Annotated in this window: 12 protein-coding genes and 1 pseudogene; 3 read left to right on the top strand and 10 right to left on the bottom strand. The window is 61.7% G+C overall.

Annotation, left to right across the window (positions count from 1 at the left end; translation table 11 throughout):
- Positions 1–5 precede the first annotated feature (5 nt).
- The 9 genes from FE851_RS21980 to FE851_RS21940 all read right to left on the bottom strand — a co-directional run bounded on the left by FE851_RS21980 (position 6) and on the right by FE851_RS21940 (position 13599).
- Complete coding sequence (locus tag FE851_RS21980) at positions 6–947, bottom strand: ArdC family protein (protein WP_145206762.1); 942 nt, start codon at positions 945–947, stop codon at positions 6–8.
- A gap of 101 nt (positions 948–1048) precedes the next feature.
- Positions 1049–3154 carry a ParB/RepB/Spo0J family partition protein gene (locus FE851_RS21975; protein WP_037505400.1) on the bottom strand — a complete coding sequence of 702 codons (2106 nt, stop codon included), beginning with the start codon at positions 3152–3154 and terminating at the stop codon, positions 1049–1051.
- A 105-nt stretch (positions 3155–3259) separates the two neighbouring features.
- Positions 3260–4996 carry a strawberry notch C-terminal domain-containing protein gene (locus FE851_RS21970; protein ID WP_261371160.1) on the bottom strand — a complete coding sequence of 579 codons (1737 nt, stop codon included), beginning with the start codon at positions 4994–4996 and terminating at the stop codon, positions 3260–3262.
- 157 nt (positions 4997–5153) lie between these two features.
- On the bottom strand, positions 5154–6158 hold the full coding sequence (locus FE851_RS21965) for a tyrosine-type recombinase/integrase (RefSeq protein WP_024310637.1): 1005 nt from the start codon (positions 6156–6158) through the stop codon (positions 5154–5156).
- Positions 6155–7069: a tyrosine-type recombinase/integrase gene (locus FE851_RS21960; protein ID WP_011540751.1), complete on the bottom strand. Its 915-nt coding sequence runs from the start codon at positions 7067–7069 to the stop codon at positions 6155–6157. Before FE851_RS21960 ends, FE851_RS21965 begins: the two co-directional genes overlap by 4 nt.
- Positions 7063–8610: a tyrosine-type recombinase/integrase gene (locus FE851_RS21955; RefSeq protein WP_011540750.1), complete on the bottom strand. Its 1548-nt coding sequence runs from the start codon at positions 8608–8610 to the stop codon at positions 7063–7065. The genes FE851_RS21960 and FE851_RS21955 overlap by 7 nt, the downstream gene beginning before the upstream one ends.
- A gap of 145 nt (positions 8611–8755) precedes the next feature.
- Positions 8756–11209, bottom strand: a complete 2454-nt coding sequence (locus FE851_RS21950; protein ID WP_145206760.1) for a strawberry notch-like NTP hydrolase domain-containing protein — start codon at positions 11207–11209, stop codon at positions 8756–8758.
- A 75-nt stretch (positions 11210–11284) separates the two neighbouring features.
- Complete coding sequence (locus FE851_RS21945) at positions 11285–12130, bottom strand: toprim domain-containing protein (RefSeq protein WP_030092781.1); 846 nt, start codon at positions 12128–12130, stop codon at positions 11285–11287.
- 164 nt (positions 12131–12294) lie between these two features.
- Positions 12295–13599 carry a replication protein RepA gene (locus FE851_RS21940; RefSeq protein WP_062787891.1) on the bottom strand — a complete coding sequence of 435 codons (1305 nt, stop codon included), beginning with the start codon at positions 13597–13599 and terminating at the stop codon, positions 12295–12297.
- A 542-nt stretch (positions 13600–14141) separates the two neighbouring features.
- On the opposite strand from FE851_RS21940, the gene FE851_RS21935 reads away from it, so the two are divergent.
- Both FE851_RS21935 and FE851_RS21930 read left to right on the top strand, forming a co-directional pair.
- Complete coding sequence (locus FE851_RS21935; RefSeq protein ID WP_062787893.1) at positions 14142–15344, top strand: AAA family ATPase; 1203 nt, start codon at positions 14142–14144, stop codon at positions 15342–15344.
- A 259-nt stretch (positions 15345–15603) separates the two neighbouring features.
- A complete protein-coding gene (locus tag FE851_RS21930) occupies positions 15604–16587 on the top strand; it encodes a ParB/RepB/Spo0J family partition protein (RefSeq protein ID WP_030092784.1) in 984 nt (327 codons plus the stop codon).
- Positions 16588–16633: 46 nt separating this feature from the next.
- On the opposite strand, the gene FE851_RS21925 is transcribed toward FE851_RS21930, so the two are convergent.
- Positions 16634–17584 carry a hypothetical protein gene (locus FE851_RS21925; RefSeq protein ID WP_051743944.1) on the bottom strand — a complete coding sequence of 317 codons (951 nt, stop codon included), beginning with the start codon at positions 17582–17584 and terminating at the stop codon, positions 16634–16636.
- Between the two features lie 161 nt (positions 17585–17745).
- Here FE851_RS21925 and FE851_RS21920 point away from each other — a divergent pair.
- A pseudogene (locus FE851_RS21920) lies at positions 17746–17934 on the top strand (integrase); the annotation flags it as partial.

Below are 17934 nucleotides of genomic sequence, written 5' to 3'. Positions count from 1 at the left end.
GGCGGTCAGGCCGCCTCGAGGATCTGCCTGACCCCCTCGGCCGATGACGCCGTGTCGTCGCTGTCGCCAAACGCCAGAAGGTAGTTGAAGGCCTGCTCAGCTTTCGAGGCGGCGTGAATGATTGCGGTCTTGTCCGCGCGCAAAATGCCGAGCCAGTGGGCGACGTAGCTCGCATGATTGTCGTGCAGTTCGTTCGGCAGATCCAAATGCGCGCAAATCAGGCCGCTTCCGATCTCAGCCACAAGCTCCTCGAAACTATAAGCTTTGTCGCCGAACCGCTTGCCGAAGGTCCGGGCAAGGCGCGAGCTGCCGCCTGACCAATGAACGGTCTCGTGTGCCCTCACCGAGGCGTAATGATCCATCGTTGTGAATGACCGCCGGTGCGGCATCTGGATGAAATCAAATGTCGGGTGGAAGAAGGCGCGATCGCCGCCATGTCGAACAGCTGCCGGCACATGATCGAAGAACTCGTCGATGGCAGCTTGCCGCGCAGATGGATCGATCGGCGCAGGGGTCGCGTCGTCCGGATAGAAATAGGCGGGCAGCCCATCGATCTGATCGGCGTTGAACACGAGATAATGGCGAAGGAAACGAATGCTGCGTTCGCTCTCGGCACCGGTCACCCGGTCCGACTCGGTCTTTTTGAAGCTCGAATAATAGACCGAGAGCGAGCCGTGCTCCCCCCGGCGAACATGGCCGCCGAGCGCTTCGGCCTGGCGATACGTCATCCAGTAGCGCGAGCGATAGCCGTTCGCGTCTGCGATCGCCCAAAGATAGACCGTGTTGATCCCGGTATAGGGCGTGCCGCAGTGTCGGAGCGGACGGCCACCGGCGCCGGCAACCCGCCAGGGCCGAGTCCAGGGCGGGACGCCTTCTTCCAGCTTTCTGATGATGAGGTTGGTGATTTCGGCCGCGACGTCGCGGCTCGGACGGGCTTTCGCAGGCATGGCTGATGCTCCAGCGGGATGACGATGGGGTTCGGGAGAGGCAAGCGTGCGGGAGGGGACGATCGCGCAAGTGGCGCCGACCGCCCCCCTGTCCTGCTGGGTCAGGCTTCGACCGGCTCGATCACCGTATCGTCCGCGACCGAAGCGCCTTCCGCCATGTGATCATCCGACAACGCAGAGCGATCCGGCTCGCCACCGAGACGATCGGTCGGGCACGGGGCCGCAGCACCAAAGCGCATCGCGTCCGGCACCCATGCGAGCACAGCGTCCTTCGTCTCGGGCTCGACAATGGCCGCCCCGGCGAAGAGTTTTTCACAGCTCTCCGAGATCTCCGCCTTCTTCAGGGTGGCGTGCCGAGCCGTCAGCGCGCCGCCGCCGACGTCATGAAGCAGGCTCAAAATGCTGCCCTTGTTGACCCGATCGAAGAAGTTTTCCGCGGTCGGACGCCACCAGCTCGCAACGTCGATCTCGAGGATCGAGGCCAATCGATTGTGGATCGCGACCTGGCCGCTGGCCCCGCGCGGCTTGGCCTCGATCGACATGGCAACGATATAGGCCAGCCACTGCGCCTTGCTGTCGTCATCGAGCGCGCGAAACCCTTCGAACCGATCGATTTCGTGATCGTGGTCGCACCATCCGGCATCAAGGCCATCATGCGCTTCGGCCAGGTAGGACCGGGCGCGTGAGCCGGGCAAATCCGCCGTGACGGGATCCTGCGGGGCATCAGCGCAGATGGTGGTGCCATATTGAACGATCTCGTCGGCAGAACCGCCGCCGGCGAAAACCCGGGCGTCGATCATGACGAACAGCGCGTAATCGAGCGCGAGCGCCGGCTGAGCGAGCAGACAGGATGCGAGAATATCGCGGCGTTGTATGGCAAGCTCGTCGTAGAGCCGATTGCTGAGCGGCTTGCCGCCAGGTGCCACAGCTTCGGGTCGGCGAGCTGGCTCGGGCGAATCCTTCACGCCGACGCGAAACCTGCCCGCCCCGCCCTCGTCGGGTTCGCCGGGATTTCCGCCGCCCGCATCATCGATCGCGTCGGGTTCTTCGACGATGAGCTCCTGCTCGCTATAAAATTGGGTGTCGAGACGCATCTCGCCCTGCGGCGTCAGAAGCAGAAACGCGCCGACATGCGGCCGCAGCTCATCTGGCAGCACGGGCGCGCGATGCTCGATCGCCTCGGCCTCGGCGATCAGTCGGTCATCCTCCTGGTCCAGGGCCTTGTAGGCATCGGGCGAGATGGATTCGTCCTGCATTTCGGCCTCGAGCTCGGCGCGGCGCGCCTCGATCTCGCCAAGGCGGGCGGATTGCTCCTCGGTGAGCGCGGGCGGCTGCAGGATGGCACGGTAGAGGCCGTGGGCGGCGTTGTGGGCGTAGTTGCTGGCGATCGGCCTGATCCAGGCAAGGCCCGTCTCCTCACCGATGCGTCTCGCTTCGGCCTCCATGATGTCGCCGGCGAGACGGTGCGCGATCTCGGGATTGTTCCAGCGGTCGTTGCCGTCGGTGAAGAGGTCGCCATCGACCTTGCCGCCTGCCGCGCGATACCGCTCCTCGCCGACCAGAATCGCGATCGGATCGCTGGCCTTGAGCGTCTCATTGGCGATGACGCGGCGGATGGTGTCGGCCGTTACGTGGCCATTCTGGTAGCTGTTCCAGACCAGAAGCTGCTTGTCGTGGCTTTCGGTCGACGCATAGGCTTTGGCGATGTCGAGCGTGATCTCGCTTTTGCTCAAGGCGTCGAAGATCGGCGCTGCCAGCGAGGCGAGGCGCAGGCGCCCCTCGACGAAGCGACGTGTCACGCCGAAACGCTTTGCGACAGCATCGAGATCGCCGGTCGAGCCGATGAAGTGCTGAAAGGCGCGGCATTCCTCGGCGGGGGTCATCTTGAGCTGATGGAAGTTGGTCGCCGTGGACGTTTCGGACAATTCGGCATCGTCGCCGGTAAGGATCATGACGGGGACATCGAAATCGGCTTCCGAGATCGTACCGCGCTCGGCGAGCAGGCGAAGCGCGCGCCAACGGCGTCCGCCATCGAAGACCTCGAAGGTGCCGCGCGGCTTTTTGGCGGGCGTGACGAGCAGATTCTGAAGGACGCCCTTGGCCTCGATACTGGCGGCCATGGGTTCAATCTGAAGCTGTTCGTCCGGTGCGGTACGGACGTTGATCGGCGAGAGCCGCAGCTTGGCGAGTTTGATGGTCTGGATCACCGGGGTCACTCCTCTTGGCGTCCGGCAATTCCCGGACACCACCCCGTTCCCCCTTCCCTCTTTCCCAAGAGCGGCCTCGGTCGTTTGACCAAGGGCGACCCGCGCTCACCCAGGATCGGCGAGAATGCGCCCAAGGATGTCGGCGGCGATGCTCACCGGAAGGAACACCCGTGTCCGGTACTGAATGATCTCGGTGAAGCAGCCCAAGGATTTCAGCCAGGCGAGCTGATCCGACGGCGCCCCGACTATCTCGATGCGATGATTTCGGTTCACCATCGCGCGGCGGATCGTCATGGGGAATGGGCGGGCAACATCAACGCTTCGACCGGAATGGGCCGATTTGATGATGTCCGAGGGCGGCAGGTTCTCGGCGCGATCGATGCCGAGCTTGGTGAAAAGCTGGACAACGTGCTCGTCGAAAACGAGGCGGCCGAGCCAGCTATTTCCCGCTTTGTCAGCGATGCGGTTGACCACCAGATGATCGCTGGGCAGCGCCGACCAGATCGGCAGAAGCAAGCCGGTCGCGAGGCGGATCGTCTCGGTGTCGACCTTGTTCGCCGCTTCATCGGCTTCGGCCTGCCATTTCGCGCAGAAGGCGTCCCGATCGACTATTTTCCAGGCGCTCTCGAAGAGCTCATGCTCGCGGATATATTCCCGCCGGGTCGGCCTCGTCAGCTCGAAGCGCGGGATCGGCGTTCCGTCCTTCTCCTCCATGAGCGCTCGGGCGCGGGTCTGCAGCGCGACCATCCCCGACTTGGCGTTGAGCAGAAATACGGCGGTGCTATCGCTGTCGGCGATACGCAGCACGCGCTCCAAGGTGACAGGGGTCCGCCGCCGCGCGATCTCGATGGTCAGCAAGTGCGACGTCGCCCCGCTGACCGGGTCGGTCCGGAGCAGTGTGTCGTCGATCAAGGTGACGGAATCGACGAGGATCGTCTCGACACCGACATCGAGCCGGCCAGCCTCCCTCGCCGCCGATACCCGTGTCTCGACCAGGGACAGAAACTCATCGAAGATGCTGTTCTGCAGGCCGATGGGAAGCGCGAGGATGCGATTTAGCCATCGCTGGATGGGCGGCAGTTCCTCTTTCAGGACGCCGTCCTTGTCGCAGAGCTCGAGACCGGTCCGATCCTCGAATTCCGAATGCGAGATGCTCTTGAGCTTGCCATCGACCAGCAAGTGGAACCACGTCACCAGCGCAGCGCAAGCATATTCGCTCTCCAGATTATCAGCCGGGTCGAAGAGATTCTGACCGCCGGTCTGGCGCTGACCCCGTGTGAGTGCGCCGAGGCTGTCGAGCCGCCTCGCAATCGTGCTGGTGAAGCGGAGTTCGCCTTTGCAGTCGGTCGTGACGGGCCGGAACAGTGGCGTGCTCGCCTGATGGGTCCGATGGGTTCGGCCAAGGCCCTGAATGGCGCGGTCCGCGCGCCAGCCCGGCTCGAGCAACAGATGGACGCGTTGCTCCTGGTTCGGCACGTCCATTGATGCGTGATAGGATCGCCCCGTCCCGCCGGCGTCCGAGAAAATGAGGACGCGCTTCAGCCCCTGCATGAAGGCCGCGGCCTCGGCCTGACTGGTACGGGTCGAACGGGTTTCCAGCTTCTGCCGGCCGTCGCCCGTCGAGATTAGGCGTTTTGTCCGCCCAGTGACTTCCGCGACACGATCATGCCCGAAATGCTCCAGGATGCCGTCGAGCGCCGACATGATCGGCGGCAATGCGCAAAGATGCTCGATCATCAGCGCGCGGGCAGCTTCGGCTTCGGGATTGTAGACGGGATTACCCGTCTCGTCCGTCATCGGCTCGGAGCGCTGCGTGCCTGTGTCGTCGGTGAAGACGCGCATTTGGCGAGTAGGGAAAGCGCGCTCGAGATAATCGATGACATATTCTTTGCAGTCGCAGTTTATGTCGAGCGTGGCGGCGAGAGACGCAGGTTTCCTTCGGTTTTCCATGATTTCACTCCAGATAATATGCGGGTTAGAGGGAGTGTTCGAAGACGGGTCAGGCCCGCCTTCGAACGTCGGTGAGCATTGTGATCAAGGCGTCGGAAGGCGGCTTGAAGCGCCCCGGCTTGATCGCAGGGGCACCGTGGGCTGCGAGAATCTGCAGCTTCTCTTCGGGATCGGCGCGCAAGTAGGTCTCGGTGCTCTGGATACTGGCGTGGCCGAGCCATAATGCGACCTTGCGAATGTCCCCCGTCGCCGCGAGCGTGTGCATCGCGCAAGAATGACGAAGCACGTGGGGTGTGACGCGCTTCCCAAGGATCGACGGCTGCTTCGTCGCTGCCGTCTTGACGTGCTCGGCCAATCGGAACGCAAATCCGTCGCGGGTCATCGGCTGCCCGTTGGCATTGAGGAAAATCTCGGTGACCTCAACTTGAGGCCGGATCGCAAGCCATGCGCGCAATGCGATCTGGGTCTCCTTCCACAGCGGCAGGACCCGTTCACGTCGCCCTTTGCCCATGATGTGCATGGTGGACAGGGAGCGGTCCGGGAAATCGCCCAGTTGCAGCGTTACGAGTTCCGACACCCTCAGTCCGCCAGCATAGGTAAGATGCAGCATCGCGCGATCACGGGTGCCGAGGCGTGTCCGGGGATCGGGTGTATCGAGCAAAGCCTTGATCTCGGCCCGGTCGAGGTAATCGATCAGCGCCTTGTCTGTCTTCTTGGTCGGGATTGCTCTGACACGGAGTGCCTGATCGAGGCAGGCTGGAATCCGGTACTCGATGTATCGGAAGAAGGATCGGATCGCGGCGAGCCTGCCATTGCGGGTCCGCACGCAGCTGCCGCGGCCGATCTCCACATGATCGAGGAAGGCCATGATCATGTCTGTGCCGAGATCCTCAACCTCGAGATCGGTCGGTCGGCGCTTCAGCCGATCGGCAGCGAACTGGACGAGGAGGACGAAGCAGTTGGCATAGGTCTTCACCGTGTGCGGGCTGACGGCGCGTTCGCGCGGCAGATGTTCCCGCAGATATGCTGAGAGATGGGGAGCAAGCGCCGTCATGCCGCTTCTCCTTGAAAAAGTTGCTCGCTTGCAGCCGCAATGTCGCGCAGCAGCACTGGCGTGGCTTCGAGATACCAGTACGTGTTGGCGATCGACGCGTGCCCCAGGTAGACACTGAGACCGGCCATGTGGTGGGCAATGGCCTCCCTGTCACGCGGGCAGGACTCAAGCGAGCGAACAGCGAACGTATGTCGCAGATCGTGGAGTCGCATGCCTGCCGTACCGGTTGCTCCACGATATCCGAGAAGCCGGGCCAACCTGACGAACACGACGTGGGCGCGCACCTTGTGCGGCGCCCGCCCCCGGATAGTGACGAACAGGTCATTACACTTGGCCGGGTGCTTCGCGCGGATCGCAATGTAGGCTTCGAGTGCTTGGCGCGTCGATGGCTGCAAGGCGATCAGTCGCTGCTTGCCGAACTTGCCGTTGCGGACGACCAGCCCATCCTCGACCAGATCGTTGCACTGTAGCGCGAGAGCCTCGGAAATCCGGAGACCTGTCGCCGCGAGCAGGCCGAACAGGTAATGGTACGTGTATGGGCTAATCGTGCCATGGGGCGGAACGTTCAATGCCGCCGCCATGATCGCCCGCACCTGGTCCGCTTCGATTATGGTCGGAGTGGGACGTGGCCGCTTCCCCCGGCCGAAAACGCCGACAGGCGGGACTTCGTTGTCTGGGTCCTCGGCATGAGCGAAAAGGCTGAAGTTACGAGCAGCGTCGTACCTATGGCGAGCCACGTTTTGCGAGCTTGCCGTGTGGCACCAGTCGTAGATGCGCTGCACTCGGGTGTGCCGGTCACCGAAGCGTTCAGCGAAAGCGGCGTATTGGCGCAGCAGTCGTTCCTGTTCCGAGAACTTCCGCCCCAAGCTGCGATACAGCGAGACGTATCTGGCAATCTGCGTGCTCAGCATGACGGTTCTCCCGGCCATGGCTGCGCGATTTTCATGAGCATCGGCAGGTCGACCTTGGCGTAGATGGCGGTGGTCTCGGGCGAGCTGTGGCGCAGGATCGTTCCAACGGACTCCAGCCCTGCGCCCGCGCGCAGCAAGTTGGTGGCAAGCGAATGCCGGAAAATGTGCGATCCGGTCGGCACGCCTTCGATCCCGCCGCGCTCATGCGTGCGTGCAACGATGCCGGCGATCTCCGCCGATGAGCGGAACGAACGGAACGGGGCTTGCGCGCGCACGAACAGATGCGGATCGGCGGTCTTGGGACGCGCCGTGGCAATGTAGTCCAGGATCGCGTCACCGACGTCCTGAGGCAATGGCAGGCGATCAGGCCGACGCGTCTTGCCCTTGACCGTCAGGTGGCCCGAGCGCCAGTCGATATCGTCGAGGTGCATATCCCGAATATCACCGGCACGCAGGCCAAGCCGGGCGAGCAGGAGAATGATGGCCTTGTCCCGAACTTCCACCGGGCGATCAGTCGGACATGCGCCGATGATCTGCTCGATCGTTGCCGGGTTAACGTGCCGGGGCAGCGTCGAAAGACGGTAGCGTTGCACTGATGGGATCGCGTGCAACAAAGCTGGACGGCAAATACCCTGCACGACCAGGAACCGAATATAGCTCCGTATTATCGTGACGAGCAGTGATGCCGAACCCGGCGTCTCCTTGCTTCGTTGTTGAAACGCCCGTCTGAGGACGGCTGCATCCCATTGTGAAGGCTCGCCGAGCATAGGCGCGAGCCGCCTGATATCGGCCCGGTAGCGCCGGATCGTCTCATCGGTCGCGCCGCGGTGTTGCTTGAGCCATGCCAGATATGCCGCCATGTGCGGGTCGTCATCCGACACCAGTTCGACTGAAGGGATGACACCGCGGTCGCGCAAGAACTCGACGAAGTGCCGAGCGCCTCGCCGCCGCCGCTTCGCGCCCGAGGCAACAAGCTTGCCTCGCTTGCGCCAGACCGGACATCGACAATCATGCGCGCCGTACTGGTCGATGATCGTGTCATCGATATCGGCCCATTGTCGTCGCGCAATGCGAAGCCAGGCCGCGAAATGCTCGGCCTCGGATCGATAGGACTGGGCCGGTCCTTGCGCGAGTTGCAAGCGATCGATCCCATCGAAATAGTCGGCGAGGTGCCGTGGCAGATCGTCGATCCCGTCGTCGACACCGACGTAGCCTTGATCCTCCAGGAAGCGGACGAAGCGCCTGACTCGCGCTGCAATGTCCGCCTTATAGACTGGCTGCTGCGCCGAATACCGGTGGCAACGGCACCGATGCTTCTCGAACCGCCGAACGGTCCGATCGTCGATCGTGCGGATCGCGATCCCATGCAGTTCCATCCAATGCAGGAAATGACGGGCCGCAGCGCCAAACAGAATCGCACTGCCTGACCTCTCGTCGAGCGACAGAGAGGAGAGGAATGCGGTGAGTAGAGCGTCGTGACTGGGCGGGTCTTCGACCCGGAGCCGGGCCGCTCGAAACGACAATAATGATCTTGATCGCATGTTGGTTCCTTCGACTTGTTCAGGTCGAGGGAACCGTAATTATCTGGAGTGAAATCATGGAAAACCGAAGGAAACCTGCGTCTCTCGCCGCCACGCTCGACATAAACTGCGACTGCAAAGAATACATATAATGTGGAGCTCCACATTACAGGAATTCACGAGGGCTGAGGTCGATTTCGAGGTCGACGCGCTCATCCGGGCTGAGCATGCCCAATCGCCGGTCGAGGATGGACTCGGCCGTCGTCACCAGTTGAAGCACCACCGACTGGCCCGCCATAAGATGCTCGCCGACCGCGGCGATGACCGTTGGCAGCTTCATCGAAAGCAGCACCTGGCCGAAGAAACGCTGCTTGGTGGACTCGAAGCGCGAGCGGGCCGATGCCTTCGCCCCGCTATTCAAAGTGGTGTTCTCGAGACCATCGACGACGCCGGTGAGTTCCAGGGCTTTTTCCATGTTCCGGTGGATGATGGACCAGGCATTGGCGTAAGTGTCGTAGATCTCGATCTGCGCGGGCGTCAGTTCGTGCCGCAGGATCTCATATTCGACACCGGCGAAGCTCAGCGCTCGCGCCATGTAGAGCCCAGTCGCCTTGAGATCGCGTGCGACCAATTCCATGGCGGCGATCCCGCCCTGGCGAATGCTGGAGATGAATTGCTCGCGATTGGCGAACGCCGTCTCCGGTCCCCAGAGCCCGAGCCGCACGGCATAGGCAAGGTTGTTGACCTCGGACGCCCCCGTCGCAGAGGCGTAGAGGATCCGCGCGGCGGGCAGATGGTTCTGGAGCCGAACGCCGCTGATGCCCTGTTGCGATCCCTCCTTGGCTCCGAGTGCGCCCTCGCCTCCTGCGACACCGCCCATCTCGTGCGCTTCGTCGAAGGCGATGACGCCGTCGAAATCGGCGCCGGCCCAGTCGATGATCTGCTTCAGCCGGCTATGTTCCCCGCGCATCGATCGAAGGGTCGGATAGGTGACCAGAAGGACGCCCTGGTCAAGCCTGATGGGTTCGTCGATCTTCCAGTTCGATATGGGCTGAATGTCACCGGCGAGCCCGCCGAGGGCCGTCCAATCACGGCGAGCATCTTCGAGGAGGGGCGCGTTCTTGGTGACCCAGATATTGCGACGCCGCCCCTGAAGCCAGTTGTCAAGAATGGCGGCCGCGATTTGGCGACCCTTGCCTGCCCCGGTTCCGTCCCCGAGGAAGAAACCCTTTCGGTAGCCGCGGCCCTCCTCCGAGATAACGAGGCCGACACCATCCTTGTCCGGTGAGAAGCGCCCAGGGATCGTCTGAGCCCAGGCATGGCCGGCGTAAACGACGGTTTCGAGCTGGGAGGCCGAGAGCAAACGCTCTGTGACAGTCCGCTCCGGCAGCGAAGGGACGTAATCGGGGATCGGCGCTGGGATTGATCCCATGGCAACGGATTCGACGAGCGCAGTCGGGTGTTCGCCGGCTTTGTCGAAAACCAGGCGGCTTGGCCGATAGGGCAGATAGACGCCGGTCTGTTCGAGCAGCGGCGCCGGGGTTTCGAGCCTGGTGTAAGCAACCGGCAAGACATGGTTGCGCACGGCAGCGTGAAAGGCCCGGGGCATGGGCTTGGCGCTTTTGACCGCTCTGAAGAGCGAGATGCCTCCGCCCCGCTTCGGCGCGGGTGCCGGCTGATCTGCGACAAGGGACAGGCGAGGTGTCACGGTGAGAACGTCGAGCAGTTCCGCGATTGATCCACCCTGGATGACTTCTGGTGCGAGCCTGCCGGCGACCTTGTCGATGACGAAGATTCGCACGTCGATAGACGTGCCGTGTTTGAGATAGCAGCCTTCAAGTCGAACAGAGGCTTGCACTGTCGATCCGCGAAGGACGGTCTCGTAGTGGTCGCGCATTCGGGTGGTCGGTCCGAACCAGTCGGGCATGATGGCAACGAGGCGGCCCCCAGTCTGCAATCGGCGAAGTGCAGCCTGAAGATGCCGAACGGCCGCAAGATCATCGACGCCGCGGCCGAGCGACCGCGAAAACGGCGGATTCATGAGGATCAGGGAAGGACGCGGTGCGTCGCCAAGAGCAGCATCAAGAATCGCCCCATCATGGCCGGTGATCGTTGCGCCGGGGAAAACGCCGTGCAGGCGATCGCGGCGGATCGGATCGAGCTCGTTGAGATGCAGCGATCGATGAGCCCCAAGCTGTGCAACGAGCAAACCGTTGCCGGCGCTGGGCTCGAGAATGACGTCATCCTGCCGGACATCTGCGAGCAGAATCGCGACGGCCGCAATGTCGACAGGAGTCGAGAATTGCTGCCATTCGATCTGGTCTTCGCTCCGCACGGTCTGAGTGGGGAGGCGCTGCGCGAGGTCAATCCGCGCGGCGACATCGGCGAGGCTGGCCAGAGGCGCCAATGATCCACGGAGATGAAGGGCGAGTGCGTGCTCTAGCACCTCGAAGCTTGAGCGCTGCGTCCAGCGTCCTTCGGCATCGGTTCCGCCGAACGCCTGCACCATCGCCCGATTGAGATGTTGACGGGTGACCGGCTCGCCTGACGCCAGTTGGGATAGAAGGATGTGCGCAGCGGCACGGTCGCCGCGCTCGGCGGTCTGAAAAAGGTCGGTCATTTGGGAATCTCCTGCGCGGCTGCATCTGTCGCAGCGACACACCCTCGATCCCCCTCCCCTCTCTCCGCCCCGGGATCAGGTCCGGCAGTGCGCGTCGAGGAACTTTGCCCAATCCTTGAAAGCCGGCGGCGGCGGGTCGCGGCGGATGATGAGCCCGGGACGGGCATATTTCGCTTCGGCGGACGCCGCGGCGCGACGCCCTTCTGGATCATTGTCCTCTGCGATCAGCAGGGTCGTAATGCCGGGTGGAATGACCAGTTGATCGAGCCGCCTGGCGCCAAGTGAGGCCCAGCAGGGGATGTCCTTGATGCGGGTGTAGGCGCCGGCAGTCTCGAAACCTTCGGCGATCGCCAGCGTCTCGCCCCCTGCCCGGCCCCGCCATGCGCCTGTCCCAGGCACGCCGAGCATGACTTTTCGGAGGCACTTCGCTGTCGCAGGGTCGAGAAAGTTGCGCTGGATCGCGACGAGCTGCCGGATCTCGCGAACAGCAATCAGCAAAGCCGGTCGATAAACGGTTTTCGGCTTCGGGAGGTATGGGCAGCGCGAATGGAAGCGCACGTCGGCAGGCGCTGGCAACAAGTTGCGTCGCTCAAGATAGCGCTCGGCCAGCGTCCCTTTGACGCCAACGGCCTGCTCCCAGATGCGCGAGACATTGGCGCTGCCTTGCGGTCGATCCTGTTCCGGTATTGCATAATGTTGGCCGGTTCGAACCCGACGCAATTCCCGCAGAACATCATCGCGTGCGCAACCCGCGAAGCACGTCACCAGAATGCCGCGGTCACCTTGGCGGATCGAAAGACTTGGATCGTTGTCGCCATGTGCCGGGCAACGGGCCATAGCCCTGTAGCCGGTCCAGGTGCCGCCAAGAGCGCCTACGAGGTCAACAAGTTCCTGGGTCGGTCGTTTGGCCGTGAGTGGCATAGGACTACCTCCTGCTCGGTAGCCACATCCCCCCTTCCCTCTTTCAGCGCATGGCGCTGTGACCCGGACCTATCAACGATGAGGGTCGGCGCGCTCACGTTGATCGCTTCATCGGGCACGACTCGGGCTCGTTCGCAGGCGACGAACGGCTCGGACATCATCGGTCAATCGTCAGGCCGGTTCTTCCGCCGATCCGCATATTTGATCACGAAGGCCTCCCAGAGCCGCATCCATTCGGTGTCGGTCCGGGGCCTCTTGATATCGGCGAATCCCTTGCGGAATGCGTTGGCCATATCGTCGACTGACCAAGGATGGCCCTTAGTGAGACCGACACTCCGAAACGCCTGTTCGCGGTCGCCATAGGAAAGCGTTCCCGGCGGGAATGCGTGAAGCGGTTCGTCTGATTTCGCTGCGGGTTTCGTTGCCTGCGGAACGGTGCGAACCGATGATCTCGGTGCCGTTTCGACGCCTGGCGCCCCAACAAGTCGCAAATGGGGTCCGACCAATTTACGCTCCATCGGCGCTGGAGACGGATGAAGGACCACCTTCCTGCCGGAGAGATCGACGTTCGCGTTGGGATAAACCGCCGAGACGAGCTGCATCGTCTCCCGCACCGTTTGACGAAAGCGCTTGCTGTCAGCCTCGTTGCCGAGGTGCTTTGCCAGTTGATCCCAAGAAATGATCTGCCCCTTGTCGGAGCCGATCCGTGGGAGGCGATAGGCAAGATAGGTATAGAGATCGAGCGCCGTTGGCGTCCCTTTAAGCTCCCGGATCGCTACTTCGTTTAATGGGACAGCGTGCTCGATAAGGTGACTGTAGAAGACCTCCGACATACGGATTTCCCGCGCGAAGGTGCCGTTCTTGTCGAGTGAACCAGCATATTCATTTGAGATCTTCACATCGCGGACCGCAAAGGCGTTGTCGTCCGTTTCGGTGCCATCCCAGCGAATCTGCCACTCGCACGCCAGCAAGCGGTCGACCTGTTCGCGCATCAGATTTGCGGTGCCACGGGGGCCATAGGACACCGTTTGATAGCCAAGCCGCCGCATCCATTCCGTGAAGTTGCGGCCGAGATAGACGTCGCGCGAACGCTTCATTACCGCCTGTGAAAGCAGATAGATGAGCGCAACCCTGGGATAGGCCCCATATGGAACACCCAGGCTTCTCATGACCGACTTGCCATCGATATTTTGAAGAACCGGCCGAGGGTTGATTGCCAGCGCGTACTTGCCGTCTTCCCGGATAATCGGGAGCGTGTCGTCCTTCGGGCGCTTGGTCGGGAGCGACATGGCGCAAAGCGCGGAATGGAGAAATGCCGGGACAGGCTCTTCGTCGTGGACTCGCAGGAAGGCGTCGAGCGTCAATTGGGTTCCGGCAGTGGAGGCAAGCTTCCGGACATTCTCTGCACCGCCATCGATCATGGCGAGTGCATATTGGTGCCCAATCGGCCTATGCTGATCTCCGTTCATTGTTCCGCCCTTCCCCGAATCTCCGGGGTCTGTGATGGCGCTGTCTCAACAGGTTTGGGTTTCGAAATCAACCCTGTTGGCAGTTTTGGCGGGAAATCAGGGGTGAGAGTTGCAATTCGACCGATGATCTCGGTGCCGCTTTTGCCGAATCGCCCCTTCCCACTTTCAAAAATCGAAATTTTGAAGCCGATTCGCGAATCGGATTGATTCAGGGATTCATGTAATAGGTATGCGCTCCGAGATCATCGGTCTGTTGGCACCGAGATCATTGGTAGGACGCACCGAGATCATCGGAAGGTACTGAGATCATCGGTATTTATCCACAGGGCATCGCTCGGTGCAGCCGGACGCAGCAAGTTTTCGGAAAGCTTGCACCGACTCGGAGATCATCGGTGCGTCTCTACCAGGGCGCATTGGCATTACCTTGAAATCCGAAACGGCTCGGAGATCATCGGTAAAGTTGTAAGTTCGATGGCCAAATCGTTGCTCGAAACTGCCAACGTCGCTATTGTGGGCCATCAAACCCACAAAAGCGGAATCTCATGGCCACTGATCCCACAAATGTCCCCGCCGATGACCTTCTGGAAGGTGGCCTGGATGTGCTTCACCGTAAAGCGCTCACGATCCTCAAGCGGATCCGCGACAGCGCGGTCGATCCAGAGACAGGGCAGAAGCGAGCCCCCACCTTCCCTATCTCCAAGGCTGCATCACTTGTCGGACGCACCGCGTCGGCGATCCGAGAAGCTGAACGCGACGGGCGTTTGCCGGAGCGTGGGCGGACGGCTTCCGGTCATCGCGTCCAATATACGCTCGAAGAACTTGATCATATGCGTGAGGTGTTCGGAACGCGTCCGTGGCGCAGCCCGGAAGATCCACCCGCCATTCTCTCGGTCTGCAATTTCAAGGGCGGTGTCGGCAAGTCCACGATCGCGCTGCACCTGGCTCAGCACTTCGCGATCAACGGCTATCGTGTGCTGTTTATCGACTGCGACAGCCAAGCTTCATCGACAATGATGTTCGGCTACCGACCAGACGTCGATCTGGAGGAGGACGACACGCTCTATGGGCATTTCCATAACCCGGAATTGCTGGGTGTGCGAAAGATCATTCGGAAGACCCACTTCCATGGGCTCGATCTGATCCCTGCGAATTTGCGGCTCTACAATCTCGAATACGAGATCGCCGGCTACCTCGCGCGCAATCAGAACCTGAACATCATCGACCTGATCGCCGAGGCCATCGACTCGGTGGTAGAAGATTACGATGTGGTGATCATGGATCCGCCTCCAGCACTCGGCATGGTCTCCATGGCGGTCCTTCAAGCAGCCAATGCGATGGTGATCCCCGTGCCGCCAAGCCTGGTCGACTTCGCATCGACGGTGTCGTTTATCGACATGGCGAAGACCACGATGAAGCAGCTCGAGCAGCTCGCGGGGAGGGGGCGCCCGGCTTACAATTTCATCCGTCTCGTCGGCAGCCGGGTCGACGACAGCAAGTCGATGCATCGTGAGATACTTTCGATGATGCGGAGCGTTTTCGGAGGCTCAATGTCTTCTTCGGTGATGGTCACCAGTGCGGAGATCGACAATGCCAGCTCGCGGATGAAGACGGTCTTTGAACTGGAAAAGCCCGTCACTTCGCACGAGGTTTACAACCGGTGCATGAGGCATCTGAATGAGGTTTGCCGAGACATCGAAGAAGACGTTTTGCGGACCTGGCCGAGCCGGGCAGGGGGGCAGCTTTGAGCAGCAGTTGCCACGTGGCAACAGCGGGCAATTGTTCGCCGTCTATGGGGCTGAAATCTGCTAAGAATGATGCGTTGTTGCCACGTGGCAACCGAGCAAGGAAAGCGTTTATAAACAGTATCATGAGCCAAATTCCAGGATCAGTTTTCCCTCAGAAAAGGGGAGCCGAAGGCGAGGCGAATTTCGGTTTGTTGCCACGTGGCAACAGACCAACAAATCGGGTCTCCAAGATGCCGGAAATTCGAGTAGGAGCGAGCCGATGACAAAAGGAAATAAGGGCTTCGGCTCGATGTTCACCGAAGGCCTGGATAATGAGGCCGAGCTTGACAATGCGAGCCCCTCGGAAGGGATCATGGCGAGCCGAAGCCAGACCCTGGCGCGGATAGCGAGCGGCAAGACGGTTACCGATCGAACGGAGTGGGTGGACCCGGCTCGTTGCCGTCCCTGGCGGATGCACAATCGCGACCTGGACCATTTGTCCGAAGAGAGCTGTCGCGATCTGATCGACTCCTTTCTCGCGGCGAAGCGGCAGCGCATCCCGGCGATCGTGCGTCGTCTGAAGGACGATCCTGACTACGATTATGAGATCATCGCTGGCGTTCGCCGGTGGTGGACCGTCCAGTGGCTCCGCGAACATCATCATCCAGAATTTGATTATCTCGTCACGATCCAGACCGTCACGGATGAAGAGGCATTCCGGGTTTCGGACGTTGAAAATCGGTCGCGAAAGGACATTTCAGACTGGGAGCGTGCAAAGGAATATGCGCGAGCGCTGTCGGAGTTTTACGAGAACTCCCAGTCCCAGATGGCGGAGCATCTCAACCTCTCGCGGTCATGGCTGAGCCGCCTGCTGGATGTTGCGAGGCTTCCTGAGGAGATCGTGGCGGCATTTTCGGACACCCACGACATTACCGTTCGAGTGGCGCGCGATATCAAACCGCTGACCAGCGAACCGAAAACTCTGAAGCGAATGCGAGACGAGGCCGAGCGCATCGAGGCCGAGCGTAGGAATGGTGGTTCCAGTCTGACCGGACCCGAGGTGGCGAAGCGACTTGTTCGTGCGACCGTTGAGGCAAAGAAGAAGGAGACTGGCGAGCGAGAGATCACGGGCAAAGGCGGAAAGACGATTCTGCGCTATGCCAGTGCCAGAGGTGGGGGGATCACGATCAAGATCGTGCCCCGGACCGGCGCCACGAAGGCCGAGCTCATGAAAGCGATCGAAGAACTGTTGCCGGCGAGCTGAGCAAAACAAGCGAGACGGCGTTTCAGTACGGAGGGCGTCCCGGTCGCTATTCGGCCCGCAGCCGGCGCTGCGCGGCAGGCGTGGTGGGCAGCGCCGCGAGGAGCTTTCGGGCACCCTGAGGTGTCACAGACAGCAGCTTCGAAACGGAGGATGCCTGGAGCCCTGGATAGGCGATCAATAGGCGCCCGAGAAGCGGCAGGCGACTTCGCTGAGTTGCACCTAAATTGGTGAGCTTGGCGACGTCATGCTCAATTGCGGAAAGCTCGCGGAGCCCCGCCGCGCTGATCTGCCCGATCTCCTTAGCGAGGAACCCGGTCAGCGCGGCAGGGGAAGGGGGCATGAACTTGGGGAGCGGCACCAGTGAGGGGATGATGCGGCTCGTGAAGCCAGCGCGGTAGAGCATGCGAGGAAGAGCGGTCGCGACGAGCCAGTTGCGATCGCGGCAGCGGGGAGGAAGCTCCAACGAGCGTCCGTCGATCGCAACAACCTCCGAGGCGCCGACCGGAAGACGCTCGGTCATTTCGGCAAGAGCGAACACGCGCTCGGCGATGGACCGGAGATCGGCGACGGGGAAGGGTGCATCCGCCGCAGACTTCACCTGACGCCAGAGCGGGCCGAAGTGTGCGAGATCGTCTCCACCATAGCGCTCAGCCTCTGCACGGTCGTCGAGGATGGTTCGGAGAGCATTGAGGGATGCGCGGCCAACCGGGTCTCTGACATCCTCGTCCCGACTTAGTGCGAGGTGGAAAATGGACGCCACCGATATCGGATCGTTGAGACCTTCGGAGGCGCGGGGAGGGGCGCTTCGCCCCGCGATCCAATCCTGCAGGTCGCCGACAGCGATCGGCACGCCGGCGAGACCTGCTAACGCCGCGGCGCCGTGAAGGCGCGATCGCGCAAGGAAAATGTCGGCGCTTGTACTATGATGAAGCCGGCCGTCGAGCCGGCCGAGCAGCAACATTGGGTCATTTGCGCGGCGGTCGACGATCTCCTGCATCGCTCTTACGCTTAGCGCGTGAGGAAACCAAAGTCAGCAGTTGGTTTCGCCTCATGCTATCGTCGAAAAGTTCATATGCGATAATTGCAGTTATCACATATCCGGAATTGACCTCTCTTTATTAGGTGAGCTACAAGGGCCGCTGAGGAGCGTGGCGCAGGATGGGCACCGAAACCGGCTTAGAAGGGTCAGAAAACGCTGTGGCGGCGCCTGAGGCGATCCTGCCAACCGTTAGCGCGCCGGCCGACCTTGCCTGGACGATCGTGCAGATGCGCGCGGGCGAGCGCATTGCCGTCAACGAGGCGCTGATCGCCGCCTATCAGGCCCAGTCGGCCCGAAGCTGCGATTTT

It is taken from the genome of Sphingobium sp. B2 (assembly GCF_007693735.1).
GTDB classification, from domain to species: Bacteria; Pseudomonadota; Alphaproteobacteria; order Sphingomonadales; family Sphingomonadaceae; genus Sphingobium; species Sphingobium xenophagum.
This window is presented reverse-complemented; position numbering and strand designations above follow the sequence as displayed.

Bases quoted from the DNA above. Each gene is read 5' to 3' on its own strand.
- FE851_RS21980 (WP_145206762.1), bottom strand. From the start codon at position 947: ATGCCTGCGAAAGCCCGTCCGAGCCGCGACGTCGCGGCCGAAATCACC.
- FE851_RS21940 (WP_062787891.1), bottom strand. From the start codon at position 13,599: ATGAACGGAGATCAGCATAGGCCGATTGGGCACCAATATGCACTCGCC.
- FE851_RS21935 (WP_062787893.1), top strand. From the start codon at position 14,142: ATGGCCACTGATCCCACAAATGTCCCCGCCGATGACCTTCTGGAAGGT.
- FE851_RS21945 (WP_030092781.1), bottom strand. From the start codon at position 12,130: ATGCCACTCACGGCCAAACGACCGACCCAGGAACTTGTTGACCTCGTA.
- FE851_RS21965 (WP_024310637.1), bottom strand. From the start codon at position 6,158: ATGACGGCGCTTGCTCCCCATCTCTCAGCATATCTGCGGGAACATCTG.
- FE851_RS21930 (WP_030092784.1), top strand. From the start codon at position 15,604: ATGACAAAAGGAAATAAGGGCTTCGGCTCGATGTTCACCGAAGGCCTG.
- FE851_RS21970 (WP_261371160.1), bottom strand. From the start codon at position 4,996: ATGCGCGTCTTCACCGACGACACAGGCACGCAGCGCTCCGAGCCGATG.
- FE851_RS21925 (WP_051743944.1), bottom strand. From the start codon at position 17,584: ATGCAGGAGATCGTCGACCGCCGCGCAAATGACCCAATGTTGCTGCTC.
- FE851_RS21950 (WP_145206760.1), bottom strand. From the start codon at position 11,209: ATGACCGACCTTTTTCAGACCGCCGAGCGCGGCGACCGTGCCGCTGCG.
- FE851_RS21955 (WP_011540750.1), bottom strand. From the start codon at position 8,610: ATGCGATCAAGATCATTATTGTCGTTTCGAGCGGCCCGGCTCCGGGTC.
- FE851_RS21960 (WP_011540751.1), bottom strand. From the start codon at position 7,069: ATGCTGAGCACGCAGATTGCCAGATACGTCTCGCTGTATCGCAGCTTG.